Below are 14,012 nucleotides of genomic sequence, written 5' to 3'. Positions count from 1 at the left end.
CCGTAAGCGACCCGGCGGTCTGATCGCGGCGGTCCTCGCGGCGGCGCTGGTCGCCGGTGTGGTCGGCGGCGGGATCGGCTACTGGGCGGCGGACCGTAACGACGACAGCGTCGGCGGCGGATCGACCACGGTCTCGGCGGCCGACGCCCCCGCGCTCAAGCGCGAGGCGGGCAGCACGGCGGCGGTGGCCGGCAAGGCGCTGCCGAGCGTCGTGACCATCACGGCTCAGGCCCAGGGCGGCGACGGCGGCACGGGCACGGGCTTCGTCTACGACAAGCAGGGCCACATCCTCACGAACAACCACGTGGTGGCGTCGGCCGCCGACGGCGGCGACCTGACGGCGACCTTCTCCAACGGCAAGGAGTACGCGGCCGAGGTCGTGGGCCGCGCCGAGGGTTACGACGTCGCCGTGGTGAAGCTGAAGGACCCGCCGTCCGGGCTCAAGCCGCTCGCCCTGGGCAATTCGGACAAGGTGGCGGTCGGCGACTCGACGATCGCGATCGGCGCGCCGTTCGGGCTCTCCAACACCGTCACGACAGGCATCATCAGCGCCAAGAACCGCCCGGTGGCCTCCGGCGACGGCTCCAGCGACAAGAACTCGTACATGAGCGCCCTCCAGACCGACGCCTCGATCAACCCGGGCAACTCCGGCGGTCCGCTGCTGGACGCGCGGGGCGCGGTGATCGGCATGAACTCCGCCATCCAGCCCTCGGGCGGCGGCGGTGGCGGCGGCGGGGCGCAGTCGGGCTCGGTCGGCCTGGGCTTCGCCATTCCGATCAACCAGGCGAAGAACGTCGCCGAGCAGCTCATCAAGACCGGCCAGCCCGTCTACCCGGTCATCGGCGCGACGGTCTCCATGGCGGAGGGCGGCGACGGCGCGACCATCTCGGGCGACGGCGGGGGCGGCACCCCGGCGGTGACGCCGGACGGCCCGGCCGCGAAGGCGGGGCTGAAGTCGGGTGACGTGATCACGAAGTTCAACGACGTGCAGATCGACAGCGGCCCGACGCTGATCAGCGAGATCTGGACGCACAAGCCGGGCGACAAGATCAAGATCACTTACACGCGCGGTGGCAAGGAGTCGCAGGTCGACGTCACCTTGGGCGAGCGCAAGGGTGATTCGCAGTAAGGGAAGCGGTAACGGATCGGCGAGGATTCGCACGTGTTCCACGAGCCCCGGGACGGCCGAGTCCCGGGGCTCGTGTGCGCGGTCCGGGACCACGAACGGCGGCGGTGGTCAGCCTCGCGCCGGACCCGTTCGGTACGCCGCCGCGCGTCCAGCCGACGAGAGCGGCGGCGTACGCGTCCTGGACGCACCCCTCCGCCAGATCGAGGTCCCAGGTGACACGCGCGCCCATCGCCTCGATCCGCTCCCCGACGCGCAGGTTGTCTACGACGTCGGGCGGATGTCGTCTCTTCTGTCTCCTCCGTCTCCTCCGTCGCTCACCAGTTGCCGGTCTCCGGGCCCATGGCCCCGTACTCGACCTCGCCGGCCCGCGCGTACGTACTGATGACGACACCGCTGTCCGAACTCGTGGTGTCGAGCAGCTTCAGCCCCGCCGGGACGGTGCCCTTCCCGAAGAGCCGCTTGCCGGAGCCGACGAGCACCGGGAAAACCAGTACGTGGAACTCGTCCACGAGATCGTGCTCGATCAGCGTCTGGATCAGATCACCGCTGCCGTGCACCTGGATCTCGCCGCCGTCGCTCTCCTGTTTGAGCGAGCGGACCGCTTCGGCGACATCGCCCGTCAGCAGCGTCGAGTTCTGCCACGACACGGTGTCCAGCGTGCGCGACGCGACGTACTTGCGCACGCTGTTCATCTTCGACCCGATCGGGTCGTCGGCCTCGGCGAGTGGCCAGGTGGCGGCGAAGATGTCGTACGTCCTGCGTCCGACGAGCAGCGCGTCGGCGCGGCGGACCACGGTGGTCATCCGCTCGATGAGATCGGCCCCGAAGTGCGGTACGGACCAGCCGCCGTGTTCGAAGCCGCCGTCCCGGTCCTCGTCACTGCCGCCGGGCCCCTGCATGACCCCGTCGAGGGAGACGAATGTGGTCACCATCAGTTTTCGCATGCGCGTTTCCTTCGCTCGTACGACATGTACGACGTACGTACGTCCTGCGTGCCGCGCCGGTCGGCGGCCCCACTCATACGGCGAACGGGACAGCCCGGGATCGACAGCCGGGGAGCCACGGATTTTCCGCGTGGCCGTCCACGGCCGTACGGCACCGCCCACCGGCACCTGATCATCGGCTTCCGGAGCCCGTTTTACCCGCTCGAAACGAGCGTTCAGCAGAATCCACCCACATGAAGGTCGAACAGGTCATGTGGGACGACACGGACGCGGTCGCCCTCCGCGCCCGGCAGCGGGCCGAGATCGCCGAGCGGTACGGGACACCGGACAGCGAACCAGGCGTGCCCCCGTCGCAGGCGGACATGGCCGTCTTCTTCGTCGCGTACGAGGATGACGGGACCGCGGTGGGCTGCGGAGGACTGCGTGCTCTCGGCGCGGGAATCGGTGAGATCAAACGTATGTACGTCGCGCCGGCGTCCCGCGGCTCGGGCGTCGCGCCGCGCGTCCTGGCCGCGCTGGAGGAGTGGGCGCGGGAGCAGGGCTGGTCAAGCCTCCGTCTGGAGACGGGAGATGCCCAGCCCGACGCGGTCCGCTTCTACACCCGCTCCGGCTACGGACCGATTCCGGCCTTCGGCGCCTACGCGGAGTCGGACAACTCCCTCTGCTTCGAACGCCCGCTGTAGCCGGCGGCGGACCGGCGGCGGACCACCGGGCACCCACCGGCGGCGCGTCCTACAGCGATCCGCTGGGGAGAGCCGCGTCGCTCGCCGCACCGCGGGTGCGCGCACCCCGGACGACGGGCGACGTTCCCGCCCGCAGATGTTCCGGCGTCGACGACGGCCTCACCTTCCTTACGAAGGCGGCCCGCAGGGAGTGGTACGGCGCGCCGGGGTCGAAGAACGTGGCCCGCATCTCGGCCAGTTCACGCTCCCGGTACGCGCTCAGCGGCGCGACCGCCTCGTCCCGTTCACGGGCCGCCTTCTTCTCACTGACGCGCTGCTGCGTACCCGGTGCCGACGCGAGACGCGCGGCACGGCGCGCGACCGCGGCGCCGAAGTCCTGGGGAGTGCTGTCGATGACGACGTCGACGAGCCCGATCTCACGCGCGCGGGCCGCCGTCACCGGAAGGGCCCGCCCCGTCAGGCGCTCGGCCTCCGCGGCCCCCACTCGGCGAGGCAGCGTGTACGTCCAGTACTCGGAGCCGTACAGCCCCATCAGCCGGTAATGCGGGTTGAGTACGGCTCCGCCACGGCACCAGACCTGGTCGGCGGCCAGGGCCAGCATGGCGCCGCCCGCCGCCGCGTTGCCGCCGAGCGCGCTCACGACCAGCCGGTCCGTCGTCGTCAGAACGGCCTCCACGAGGTCGTCCATGGCGTTGATGTTCTCCCAGGACTCCCGCGCCGGGTCGGCGGCGGCCTCGATGACGTTCAGATGGATGCCGTTGGAGAAGAAGTCACGGCTGCCGCCGAGCACCAGCACCGTGGTCGGCCGTGCACAGGCGAAGCGGTACGCCGTGAGGAGGCGCCGGCACTGCTCCGTACTCATCGCGCCTCCTGGGAAGGTGAACGACAGGAAGCCGACCTGACCGTCCTCGCGGTAGCGGATGTCGCTCCAGGTCCGGGGACCACCGGGCAACTCCTCGGGCTGTCGCCGGGGCGGTGCGATCTCGGGCAGCGCCGGCAGCCGGCCGCCGAGGGCGAGAACCGCCGGCAGCTTGAAGGTGGCCGGGCCGCCCGCCCGGCGCCGGGGGCGCAGCTCCGGGATCCACACCGCACCGTCCACCGTCGCCCGGCAGACCGCGCCGTGCCTGGTGGCGAGCAGTTCGCCGGGGCGCCCCCGCAGGGTGTCCTCGGCGTGGCCGCCGTGCAGATACCACTCCTCTTCGAGGAGTTCGTCCAGGACACCGGGCTGCGAATCGGCGCCGCGCAGTTTACGTACGACGGCCTCGGTCGGGTCCGACGCCCAGTCCACGCGCCGCAGACCCTGCGCGAAGTACGGGCGGACGCACACCTCCGCGCCCGGACCAGCGGTCTCCTGCGGCCGTGGGACGTACGTTCCCGAGGCGAAACGCTCCACGGCGAGCAGCACCGCCTCCAGCGCGGCGTCGGAGACCTCGTTGCGGTAGAGGTCGCTCTTCCCGACGCCGGCCGGGACCGGACACCGGGCCGACGCCCACACCGCCCCGCCGTCCATCTCTCCCGAGGCCTGGAGGACCGTCACCCCCCAGTCGGCGGCGCCCGTGTGGATCGCCCAGTCCAGGGAGGACGGCCCACGGTCGCCGACCGGACCGGGATGGACGATCAGGCAGACGTGGGCGGACCAGATGTCGGGCGGGATCGCGGTCTTGAGCAGGGGTGCGACGATCAGTTCCGGGGCGGTGCGGCGTACGGCTTCGCGCAACGAGTCGTCGCCCAGAGCCAGTTCGAGACCGACGCGGTGTCCGCGGTCCCCGAGTTCGGCGAAGACGCGCTGGGTCAGACTGTTGAAGGCACTCGCGACCAGCAGGATGTTCATGACCGGCTCCCTGACCAGCTCCGTTACGCCGGCCCGAGGCCCGGACGCCGGCCATCGGCGATCATGACCCGAGCCCGCCCGCCGTCGTGGAAGCCCCGCCCGGCGGCGAGCCCGGAGACACCCGACCGGTGCTACGGGGGCCGGGCCGTCGCGGACTCTCCGGCTCAGCCGGCCTTGTCGACGGAGACGTTGTCGAAGGCGGCGGCGGTGTTGAAGACCCGTACTCCGTTGGCCCCGCCGCGGTACGTGTCGTCGGTCACCGAGATCGCCGGCGTGGCCATGTCGTCGACGTACACCTCGATCGCGGAGCCGACCGCCGAGATCCGCAGATGGTGGTCCGGCCCGGTGGGAAGGGGCAGTTGGACGGAGTCCAACTGCGTCCAGGCCCCGTCGTCCGCACGGCCGAGCACGACCTTGCCGGTCGGGCCGACGCCCGCGTAGTAGCCGGCGTAGCTGTCGACGCCGACCGCCGGACGCGCGGCGCGGAAGACCAGGCCCGCGTCGCCGCGCCCCGAGGTGACCCTGACATCGGCGTCGTAGGTGAAGTCGGCGAAATTGGTGTCGAGCAGGGCCTTGCCGCCCGGCGAACTCTTGGCCCGATAGCTCCCGTGACCGGCCGACCACGATCCGCCGTAGGTCTTCCAGCCGAGGGAGTTGCCGTCGGCGAAGTTGTCCCTGACTTCCATCGCCACGGGCCTGATCGTGCCGTCGGCGTTGAAGTACATGCGGTCGTAGGCGAGTTGGCGGTTGTTGCCCGCGCTCTCACTGAGCGGCCTGCGGTGGTAGACGATGTACCAGATCTCCGTGCCGGGCACGTTGACGACGGAGTTGTGCCCTGAGCCCTTCGCGACCGCGGGGTCCTGGGCGAGCACCTTCTCGATCTTCTCGAAGGGGCCGGTCGGTGAGTCGGACATGGCGTACGAGACGGAGTAGTCCGGGCCGGTCCACCCTCCCTCGGACCACATCAGGTAGTACACGCCGTCGCGCTTGAACATCTGCGAGCCCTCGACGTAGTCGGCGGGCGTGATCTCCTTGTACGTACTGCCGTCGGCGAATGTGCCGAGGCTGGTCATGTCGTCGTTGAGCTTGACCACGTTCGCGTGTCCCCAGCCGCCGTAGTACATGTACGCCTGACCGTCGTCGTCTATGAAGACGTCCTGGTCGATGGGCTGGGCGCCGTTGTGGAACTGTCCGACGAGCGGGCGGCCCAGGGCGTCCGAGTAGGGCCCCTCGGGCTTGTCCGAGACGGCGACTCCGATACCGCCGAGGCTGGAGTCGTTCTGGATGTCGTTGGCGGCGAAGAACAGGTAGTACTTCCCGTTCCGCTCGACCGGCGCGGGCGCCCACACCGCGTACTCGGCCCACGAGACGTCGTCCGTCGTCAGCACCTTCTCGTGCTTCGTCCAGTTGACCATGTCGGTCGACGAGAAGGCGTCGAGATACGTCTGCTCACCGTACGCCTTCGAGGTGGTCGGGTAGACCCAGTAGGTGTCGTCGTACACGGTGATGTCGGGATCGGCGTACCAGCCGTCGACGAACGGGTTGCCGGCCTCGGCGGTCGTGGGGTTGGACGTGGTGGCGCCGGCGTCGAGGGGCGAGAACATCGCGACGAGGCAGCCGGCGAGCAGCGTGGCGACGGCCTTGGCATGGAGTCTGAGCATTCGAACGTTCATCGTCGGCAGCTCCGCATGTGGGGGTCGGCGGCACGCACACGTTCTCCACAAGGACATTCCCGCACAGTAAGCAACAGGAACGTACACGTTCCATCAATGCTGCCCGCGTCCCTGAGTACTCGTCAATACACCCGTGCCCCTCTCGTTCTGTCCAACGCGCAGCTGTCACAGGGGTGTTGGACCTCCTCTTCCCCTCGGTGCGCCGGGGGTGGAGGATCTGCGCATGACTCAGCAGCGAACCGACGGGACGCCGTCGGCAGAGGCGGCCACCGCCTACCTGGAGGCACTCCACGGGCGGCTCGCCGCCGACGGATGCAGGATGACCACGACCCCCTGGGGCGGCCACCAGGTGGTCATCGGCAGCCGCTCGGACCGCAAGGCGCGGTGGTTCGGCACGAAGGTTCAGCTCTTCGTCCTCGCCGCCGCCGTCCCCCAGGTTGACGACGCCGTGCTGGCCGACTTCACCGGATGGGCCATGGAGTACGCGGGCGACCTCCGCGGCGGCCTGCCGGGCGCCCGCAACGCGCTGATGGTCCTGCCCACCCTGATCAGCGGCAACGTCCAGCCGTCGGCGACGCAGTGGGCCGCCGCGGACGCCCGAATCCTCGGAACGACGGTGATAGGCCGCCCCGTCGTGGTCCAGACCCCGGCCCCGGGGGCCGGCCGCGCCACGATGTACCGGGGCGGAGTCGTATGGGGCGGAATGTTCACGGGTCACGTCCTGGAGAAGGCATCGCTGTACTACCCCTGACAGCCCGCTCTTCGTATCGGGACCCCGTACGCACCCGGTTGCCTACCATCGGCTCATGGGTGTCAACGTCATGCTCGACTTCGAGGTGCACGGGCTGGCCGACGAGGCGCAGGCCAAGTCCGTCCTGAGCGCACTCGCCGAACTGATCCGCGAGGAAGGCCTGCGGGAACACGAGGTCGGCCTCGGGTGGAGCGTGGAGGAAGGACGGCACTGGATCTCCGGAGAGACGGACCACCCGATCGGCGTGAGCCGCTTCTACGCCTGGCGCCCCCACTTCGAAACCGCCTTCCGCGAACGGGTCCACACCCTCGCGCCGGCCGCCACGGCCTCCATCAACTGGCAGTACCCGGACGACGACTGACGACCCCCGGGCCCCGGGCGCGCTTCGGTCGGCTCCCGGCCTCACCACCACTGCTGACGGCCCATGCCCGAACCTCAGAAACCAGAGACGGATCACCGCCACGGCGAACCAGCCGCAGCCGGTAGGCTGTACCCGCTCCGCCGCTGGTGGGCGGGGCGTGGGTGGGTTGCCCGAGCGGCCTAAGGGAACGGTCTTGAAAACCGTCGTGGCAGCGATGTCACCGTGGGTTCAAATCCCACACCCACCGCCAGGTCAGAGAACTAGCAGGTCAGAGGGCGGGCTCCCGAACCGGGGGCCCGCCCTCTGTGTTCACTCTGTCTCACCCTGAGTCGGTTGTATCCCACTGCTGACCAGTGCGTGTGGGCCATGTGTGGGCCAGAACCGCGGACTCACCCCCCGCTCAGACCTCGCTCAATGAGGTCGTTGGCGCGGGACTGTTGACCCTTGAGGATCTTGGCGTAGAAGCGGAAGAGGACCGCGAGGCTGTGGCCGGCCCGCTGCGCGACTTCCATCGGGTCCACCCCGGAGTTGATCCACAGGGACACTCCGGCGTGCCGGAGTGAATACGGCACGTCTGCGAGAGGTGTCTTGGCCTCTTTCGCCGACAGGGCCTTGAGTCGAGCCGAGTCCCAGAGTTCGCAGTACTCCGTGGACCGGACTCGCCCGCCCTTCGCGGCGCGGAACAGCCTGCCATCGTCAGCCACCCCGAACCTCTCTCGGTGGCCCCGGAGCATCGCGGTGAGCACTGGCGGGATGGGCACAGACCGAGTGGCTGTCCGGGCCCGCCGCTTGAGTCCGCGCTGCTCGAACGACTGCCCGTCGTTGGTCCACCCCGAGCCGACCTCGGGTTGGCTCCCGGCAAGAACCAACTCACCCCAGCCGCTCTCGGGCAGTTTGCAGTCCTCGGCTCTGAGCGCCGCGATCTCCGACGGCCGCATGGCCGCGTAGTAGAGGCAGCCGAAGAACGCGGCCATGTGCGCACCGCGCGCGCTGAGCTGCCGCACGGCGTCGATCAGGGCGGCGGCCTGGTCCGGGTTGGGGACGTACCGGAAGTCGACTTCGTCGTCCTTGTCGGGGCCGGTCCAGTCGACGCGACCGAGCGGGTTCGAGGCGAGGGTTCCACGCTCAACCGCATATCGCAGAGCGTTGCTCAGAACCATGCGCTTACGGTTCACCGTGTTGTCCGCCGCCGGCATCCCGTTGAGCTTCTTGGACAGCGCGTCCAACGCGCTCCGGAGCCGTTCCGACTTTCCGACCTCGGTCATCTTGACCGTGTTCGCAGAGATCCAGGTGAGGGCCGCCGCGATATCCGCAGGCGGCGTCTCGACCTGATATCGCATGCGCAGATTTCCGTCCGTGTCCTGTGCCGCGCGGAACGCCCATCCGTAGAGCGCCCTTCGAAGTACCACAGCGTCGGGGGCACCACGCGAACTGGATGCGAAGGCCGGCGTAATCGTCGCGAACGTCTCCGCAATGCTGGCACGGTGCTTGGCCGCCGCCTTCGGCCACTTCATCAGCACGTACGCGGTGGCGTGTTCGTACCAGGTGGGCGTCGTCAGTGCCTCGAACTCCGAAGCAGGGAGCCCGGTCTCTTCGTCGTACTGCTCCCGATTGCGCAGTGCGGCCAGCAGCTCAGACTGCCGTCCTTCCGCCTGCGGTTTGAGCTTGAAGCTCCGTGAGTGGGAGCGCTCGCCGACCCGCCACCGTAGCTCGAACGGCTTCGGGCGACCCTTGCGCTGCCTGATGGACCAGATGTCTACGTCGTACGTGAGCATGGCTCTCCAATGAGAGAGGGCCCGCCGGTTGGCGGGCCCTCTCGGTGTGCGGCTGGATCAGGCGGCGAGTTCTTCGTGTCCGGACAGCCATGCGTCAAGATCCGAACGACGCACGCGAAGCTGCCCGTTGGGAAGCTTGATGAGACGGGGGCCCTGAGAGCGGGCGCGCATCCGATAGAACGCGGCTCGACTCATGCCGAGTTCTGCCAGCACTTCGGGGAGCTTGAGCATCTTGGGGCGGGACATGGCACTCCTCGCGTATGGCCGTGCGTGTGTGTCCGAGGTGTGGATTTCTGCGTCACCGCGTCATCTGCGTCACTTAGGGATCTGACCTGCTGGTTTGGGTGACGCGGGGGATGGGTGCTGCGTCACCGGTGCGTCACCGGTGCGTCATCGGCTGCGTCACCGGGTGACGCAGGTGACGCAGGATGACGCAGAGCCGACTGTCTGCGTCACCGCTGTTGGCGCAGGTCAGCGGCCGTCTTCGGGCCCGGGTGACGCAGGTGACGCAGCGTCTTCCTTCTTAGGACAAAGAAGGGGCTGGCTGTAGTGGTGCGGTGCGCCTCAAAGAGCGATGAAGGAGCCGCTTCGCGGCGCGACCTTGGGGCGGCGTTCCGCCGAACAGCAAGAGGAGCACGCTCAGACGATGGTGCTCCTCTTGCTGTTCGCTTGAGCGCACGCGTTCGCGTCAGAACGCCTGCGTCTGCTCGTGCGGGGGCACGGTCAGGGCAGCCGTGCGGGTCATTTCGAGGAAGCGGCCCGCTTTTGTGCGGCCCGAGTCGATGAGCACGCCCCTGGCCGCCAGGGTGGGCTGGAGGCGCTTGAGCCGGTCGGACAGCACCTTGCCGGTGGTGGGCCACCCTTTGGGCAGGGAGCGCAGTTCGTCGCCGCTGTAGAGGCGGCTGAGGCAGGACAGCCACTCGGTGGACGTCATCTGCTGTGCCGCGCACGGCTCGATGGTCTCGGCATGGCGGAGGACGGTCTGCGCGAGTAGGTCACCCTCGATCACGTCGTCGTTCAGGTCGTCCAGACTCGCCCGGTACGCGGGCAGAGCCCCGAGACCGGTCGCCGCGTCGAGCTGCGCGCACAGGTGCGCGAAGTCCGCCATCCGCAGATCGGTCGGCGTCTCCGCCTCGGCAGCGCGGACCTTGACCGCAAGGTCCAGCAGCGAGCCCAGAACCACGGGCAGCACTTCCGCGTACTCCGCCCACAACTCAGCCTCCGTGCGCCTCACGCGGGGCCGCTCTAACCGCAGCGGCAACAGGCGCTCCGCCAGGTCCGGGCGGATGACTCCCACGTCGATACCGGTCAGCAGGAGCGGCCGGCGGTAGCCGACGCGGAACACGTCCCCATCGGTGAACAGGGCCCGCTTCACGCTCTCGGCCCCGGTCACGATGCAGCACATCGCGTCGGACAGGTCCGGCGTCATGTGGGACAGGTTGTCCAGGGCCGTGACCCACCCGGCCGCGACGGCCGCGATCAGGTTCTCCTCGTCCTTCGGTGCCCGGCGCAGGTCGCCGCTCATGCCCTCGATGATCCGCACGAGCATCCGCCCACCGGTGGACTTGCCCGCGCCCTGCGGGCCGGTGAGGAACGGCGCGGGCACGGGAACGGACGGTCCGAGGCAGCCGATGAGCCACGCGAGTGCCAGGCACTCGGTCTCTGCCGTGGCGAAGTTGCACAGCCGCATCAGGAGGTCGATGCCCTTGCCGTCGGTGTCCTTGACGGGCAGGGGCAGTTCCCCGGTGAGCTGGGTCCGCCGCCAGCACACCTCACGCGGGTCGGGGACGGTGATGTCCCACCCCGTGGGGTGGATGCGGACGGACTTCCCATCGTCGCGCCCGAGGTCCAGCCATGTCACCGCGTCGAATCCGGGCGCCACGCGGATGTGGACGGGCTGCACGTCCTCGGACAGCGCGAGTGCTTCGATCAGGTCCAACGCCTCTTTGAGCGCAGACCCGTTGAAGACGCCGATGCCGTCCTTGAACAGGCCGACCATGAGTTCCTGACGGTGGCTGCCCGTGGTGCCCTGGGAGCGGATCGGGCGGGCCACGGGGTGGCCGTTCTTCTGCGCGTACACGGTCCCGTCGGCGGTGCGGAAGTACCGGAAATGCTCCTGCGCATAGTCCGCGATGACCTCGCGGGCGGGAGTCTTGTCGTCGTCAGACATGGCCCAGTCCCAACGTGGTCATGGCGTTTGTCCACGCGTCCGTGCAGTGCCTCGGCGATTCGCCCTTGGCCTGCGCTGCGATGAACAGCCGCGCGGTGTGCGTCTCGGTGAGGCACCCGCACCGGCCGTGCGTCGACAGCACCGCCAGGAACACCCGGTACACGGTCGCGTGGACCGCCTCACGCGCCTCCGTGATGCGCTGCTCCGCCATGGCAATGCCACGGTCCAGATACGTGGGCGTGCGGTGCGGGCACTCCCCGCCCCCGACCATGGCGGGCACCGTGACGGCCACCGATCGGGCCGGGGCCGGCTTCTTCACAGTCAAGGCGCGCACGACGTCCGGCAGGGGCGCCATGGGGCCGGTACCAGGACCGAGCCAACGGGCGTAAGCCATGGTCGACTTGATGTCGACGCCGGGCCGCACGTTGTTGGCGCCCTGCATGGCGCCCCGGTAGAGCCAGTGCTCACCCCGAGTCGTCGGCACGGTCCGTGTGGCGGGCAGGCTCGCACGGGCCCACGCGATGGCTTCCGCGTTGTCGAGGTCCACGACGGTCAGCCCGGCACCGCCGGGGTGATAAGCCACCGCCCGCGCCTCCCACCACGCCCGCCGCCACGACGTCGAGTTGAGGACGTTCGGGTCAATGGTCGCGGCGGCCCATCCGTGACACGGAGCCGGGCAGACGCACGCGCCTGCGGTCTTCATGTTCGGCCGCCCACCGCAGACGTTGCCACGGCATGCCGGGCAGTTCCCGAACGGAAGCTTCCCTGCCCGCAGGGGCAGCACCGGCACACCGGCGGCGGCCAACTCCAGCGCGGCAGTCATCAGGCGCTCTCGCCTGTTGGGGGTCGGTTGAGTCATGCTGGACTCCTCCAGTTCCACTGTTGAGTTGTGTGCTGGATGAGGGCGGCCCCGGACTTTGGCGAGACGGGGGCCGCCCTTGTGCCTGCCGCGGGAAACGCGGAGGCGCAGTGTCAGTGGCGACGATTAGGGTCGTTGCATGCTGACCACTGCTGATCTTGTGCCGGGTCTTATCACCACGCGCGAAGCCATCGCGGCGGCCTTCGGCTGCGGCACGTTCCAGGGCATCGAGCCGGCTGCCGACGCGGGGAAGGTGTTCGTCTATTCCGACCCGACTGCCGGGGAGGAGTACGGCTACACCTTCGACGGTCGGGCCGATGACGATGAGTTCGGGCCGCTGTACCTGTACACGGGCGCTGGCGCCCAGGGGGATCAGAAGCCCTCCGGCCGTAACGGCTCGCTGATCACTGCCGCGGCGAAGGGGCGCGAGGTGCACCTGTTCGTCGCCCACGGCAAGGTGCCGGGTGGCGGGGCGATGCAGCAGCGCTACATCGGGCCGATGGTGTTGGACCCCATCACGCCGTACGACATTCGCCGCGGCCCCGGCAAGAACCACGTGATGCGCGATGTGCTGGTCTTCCGCTTCCGTCCCGCGCCGGGCACGACGCCCGGTTGGACGGAAGCTGACAAGCAGCCGGAAGCCACACAGACGACCATGGAGATCACGGACCCCGAAGTCGTGGTGCCGGTGCCCGTCGTACTTCCGAAGCAGAGCGGCGCAAAGGTCAAGAAGACCGAGCAGCACACCACGTCAGAGACCGTCGCGGATATCCCTGCCGGCCAGCGGAAGGTGCTGCGGCGCGAGGGGGAGCTGGTGACCGCGTTCGTGGCGCATCTTGCCGCGGCGGGCCACAAGACGCACAGCTTCCAGTTCACCATCGAAGGCGAGCCGGGAACACTCACCCCCGACCTGTACGACGTCAACGACCACGCCTTGTACGAGGCCAAGGGGCTCACAACCCGGGCCAACGTTCGCATGGCCATTGGACAGCTTGCCGACTACCGCCGGCACGTACCCAACAGCCATACGCTTCGCGTCGGCGTGCTGCTGCCCAGCGAACCGACGCCCGACGTGAAGAAACTCCTCGCAGAGCAGAAGATCGCGCTGGTCTATCAGACCGACGACGGCTTCGCCGGCTGGCCTCTTGACTAACCCACAGGATCCCGGCTGCGCGAAGCACCGGAAGACGCGGGCGGCCCCCATCCTTTGCCGAACGGGGCCGCCCTCACTGCTGCTTGTTGGTGTTCAGACGCGTGAACCGGACGAGCGTGATCACGTTATTTCACGTGAAGTTTCGTAGGACTGGCCGCGTCTACTCGTCGGGGTTGGTCGACCCGATGACCGCGCTGAGGATGGTGGCGTGGTCGAACGCCAGCTCCGGGAGCGCGTCGAGGGGCCACCAGCGGGCGGCGGTGGCGTCGTCGCCCGCCATAGGCTGGACGGTCTCCGGGAGGGTGGCGGCGTAGGCGACGGTGACGTAACGGCCGCGCGGGTCACGCCCGGGGGCGTCGAACGTGCCCACCTGCCACAGATCGGCGGCGGCCACGGTGATGCCGGTCTCCTCAACCAGCTCGCGAGCCGCGGCGGCCAGACTGGTTTCCCCGGCGTCCACGTGCCCGCCGGGCAGCGCCCACATGCCCTCGTACGGGTCCCAGCCACGCTCGATCAGCAGGACGCGTCCGACAGCGAGCAGGATCACATCGGCGGTGTAGCGGATGGTCTCGAAGGTCTCGGTGTCGCTCACGCGGGTCTCCCTTGTGGGTGTGGTTTTGGTGCTGTGGAGGGGTGCGGGGCGGGGGTGTGAAACCCCCTCTAGGGGCCTCTACTTCGCAGGT

At 69.1% G+C, this 14,012-nt stretch carries 13 protein-coding genes and 1 tRNA gene; 6 read left to right on the top strand and 8 right to left on the bottom strand.

Going from position 1 to position 14,012, the window contains the following annotated elements; genetic code table 11:
* Positions 1-1,129: S1C family serine protease (locus GXP76_RS27990; RefSeq protein ID WP_242574398.1), on the top strand; the 1,129-nt coding region annotated here is incomplete at its 5' end.
* Between the two features lie 314 nt (positions 1,130-1,443).
* On the opposite strand, the gene GXP76_RS27980 is transcribed toward GXP76_RS27990, so the two are convergent.
* The gene (locus GXP76_RS27980; RefSeq protein WP_242574397.1) at positions 1,444-2,073 is read right to left on the bottom strand and encodes a dihydrofolate reductase family protein; all 630 of its coding nucleotides are present in this window, start codon (positions 2,071-2,073) and stop codon (positions 1,444-1,446) included.
* Between the two features lie 233 nt (positions 2,074-2,306).
* Between GXP76_RS27980 and GXP76_RS27975 the strand changes: the two genes are divergently transcribed.
* Entirely contained in the window at positions 2,307-2,756 is a 450-nt protein-coding gene (locus GXP76_RS27975; protein ID WP_242574396.1) for a GNAT family N-acetyltransferase, read from the top strand.
* Positions 2,757-2,805: 49 nt separating this feature from the next.
* Here the strand turns inward: GXP76_RS27975 and GXP76_RS27970 are convergent, their stop codons facing one another.
* Together GXP76_RS27970 and GXP76_RS27965 are read right to left on the bottom strand one after the other, a co-directional pair.
* Positions 2,806-4,587, bottom strand: a complete 1,782-nt coding sequence (locus tag GXP76_RS27970) for a hydrogenase maturation protein (protein ID WP_242574395.1) — start codon at positions 4,585-4,587, stop codon at positions 2,806-2,808.
* Between the two features lie 164 nt (positions 4,588-4,751).
* Positions 4,752-6,248 carry a family 43 glycosylhydrolase gene (locus GXP76_RS27965; RefSeq protein ID WP_242574394.1) on the bottom strand — a complete coding sequence of 499 codons (1,497 nt, stop codon included), beginning with the start codon at positions 6,246-6,248 and terminating at the stop codon, positions 4,752-4,754.
* A 235-nt stretch (positions 6,249-6,483) separates the two neighbouring features.
* Here GXP76_RS27965 and GXP76_RS27960 point away from each other — a divergent pair, with 235 nt between their 5' ends.
* The 3 genes from GXP76_RS27960 to GXP76_RS27950 all read left to right on the top strand — a co-directional run bounded on the left by GXP76_RS27960 (position 6,484) and on the right by GXP76_RS27950 (position 7,622).
* Positions 6,484-7,011: a hypothetical protein gene (locus GXP76_RS27960; RefSeq protein ID WP_242574393.1), complete on the top strand. Its 528-nt coding sequence runs from the start codon at positions 6,484-6,486 to the stop codon at positions 7,009-7,011.
* Between the two features lie 55 nt (positions 7,012-7,066).
* Positions 7,067-7,372: a hypothetical protein gene (locus GXP76_RS27955; RefSeq protein WP_242574392.1), complete on the top strand. Its 306-nt coding sequence runs from the start codon at positions 7,067-7,069 to the stop codon at positions 7,370-7,372.
* Positions 7,373-7,532: 160 nt separating this feature from the next.
* Positions 7,533-7,622 (top strand) — tRNA-Ser (locus tag GXP76_RS27950).
* A gap of 139 nt (positions 7,623-7,761) precedes the next feature.
* Here GXP76_RS27950 and GXP76_RS27945 read toward each other — a convergent pair.
* The 4 genes from GXP76_RS27945 to GXP76_RS27930 all read right to left on the bottom strand — a co-directional run bounded on the left by GXP76_RS27945 (position 7,762) and on the right by GXP76_RS27930 (position 12,176).
* On the bottom strand, positions 7,762-9,147 hold the full coding sequence (locus GXP76_RS27945) for a tyrosine-type recombinase/integrase (RefSeq protein WP_242574391.1): 1,386 nt from the start codon (positions 9,145-9,147) through the stop codon (positions 7,762-7,764).
* Between the two features lie 57 nt (positions 9,148-9,204).
* The gene (locus GXP76_RS27940) at positions 9,205-9,393 is read right to left on the bottom strand and encodes an AlpA family transcriptional regulator (protein ID WP_242574390.1); all 189 of its coding nucleotides are present in this window, start codon (positions 9,391-9,393) and stop codon (positions 9,205-9,207) included.
* A 442-nt stretch (positions 9,394-9,835) separates the two neighbouring features.
* A complete protein-coding gene (locus GXP76_RS27935; RefSeq protein ID WP_242574389.1) occupies positions 9,836-11,317 on the bottom strand; it encodes an ATP-binding protein in 1,482 nt (493 codons plus the stop codon).
* Positions 11,310-12,176, bottom strand: coding sequence for a bifunctional DNA primase/polymerase (locus tag GXP76_RS27930; RefSeq protein ID WP_242574388.1), 867 nt, complete (start codon positions 12,174-12,176; stop codon positions 11,310-11,312). Before GXP76_RS27930 ends, GXP76_RS27935 begins: the two co-directional genes overlap by 8 nt.
* A 139-nt stretch (positions 12,177-12,315) precedes the next feature.
* Here GXP76_RS27930 and GXP76_RS27925 point away from each other — a divergent pair, with 139 nt between their 5' ends.
* The gene (locus GXP76_RS27925) at positions 12,316-13,329 is read left to right on the top strand and encodes a hypothetical protein (protein ID WP_242574387.1); all 1,014 of its coding nucleotides are present in this window, start codon (positions 12,316-12,318) and stop codon (positions 13,327-13,329) included.
* A 160-nt stretch (positions 13,330-13,489) separates the two neighbouring features.
* On the opposite strand, the gene GXP76_RS27920 is transcribed toward GXP76_RS27925, so the two are convergent.
* Positions 13,490-13,921 carry an NUDIX hydrolase gene (locus tag GXP76_RS27920; RefSeq protein ID WP_308354216.1) on the bottom strand — a complete coding sequence of 144 codons (432 nt, stop codon included), beginning with the start codon at positions 13,919-13,921 and terminating at the stop codon, positions 13,490-13,492.
* Between the last annotated feature and the right edge of the window lie 91 nt (positions 13,922-14,012).

The organism is Streptomyces sp. NP-1717, from assembly GCF_022695985.1.
Classification (GTDB): domain Bacteria; phylum Actinomycetota; class Actinomycetes; order Streptomycetales; family Streptomycetaceae; genus Streptomyces.
Note: the sequence above shows the minus strand (reverse complement) of the source record. Positions and strands in the feature narration are given on the sequence as shown.

What these genes read in the sequence shown, in the direction of transcription:
- GXP76_RS27945 (WP_242574391.1), bottom strand. Translation starts at nt 9,147, where the DNA reads ATGCTCACGTACGACGTAGACATCTGGTCCATCAGGCAGCGCAAGGGT.
- GXP76_RS27960 (WP_242574393.1), top strand. Translation starts at nt 6,484, where the DNA reads ATGACTCAGCAGCGAACCGACGGGACGCCGTCGGCAGAGGCGGCCACC.
- GXP76_RS27940 (WP_242574390.1), bottom strand. Translation starts at nt 9,393, where the DNA reads ATGTCCCGCCCCAAGATGCTCAAGCTCCCCGAAGTGCTGGCAGAACTC.
- GXP76_RS27930 (WP_242574388.1), bottom strand. Translation starts at nt 12,176, where the DNA reads ATGACTCAACCGACCCCCAACAGGCGAGAGCGCCTGATGACTGCCGCG.
- GXP76_RS27965 (WP_242574394.1), bottom strand. Translation starts at nt 6,248, where the DNA reads ATGCTCAGACTCCATGCCAAGGCCGTCGCCACGCTGCTCGCCGGCTGC.
- GXP76_RS27975 (WP_242574396.1), top strand. Translation starts at nt 2,307, where the DNA reads ATGAAGGTCGAACAGGTCATGTGGGACGACACGGACGCGGTCGCCCTC.
- GXP76_RS27980 (WP_242574397.1), bottom strand. Translation starts at nt 2,073, where the DNA reads ATGCGAAAACTGATGGTGACCACATTCGTCTCCCTCGACGGGGTCATG.
- GXP76_RS27935 (WP_242574389.1), bottom strand. Translation starts at nt 11,317, where the DNA reads ATGTCTGACGACGACAAGACTCCCGCCCGCGAGGTCATCGCGGACTAT.
- GXP76_RS27970 (WP_242574395.1), bottom strand. Translation starts at nt 4,587, where the DNA reads ATGAACATCCTGCTGGTCGCGAGTGCCTTCAACAGTCTGACCCAGCGC.
- GXP76_RS27955 (WP_242574392.1), top strand. Translation starts at nt 7,067, where the DNA reads ATGGGTGTCAACGTCATGCTCGACTTCGAGGTGCACGGGCTGGCCGAC.
- GXP76_RS27925 (WP_242574387.1), top strand. Translation starts at nt 12,316, where the DNA reads ATGCTGACCACTGCTGATCTTGTGCCGGGTCTTATCACCACGCGCGAA.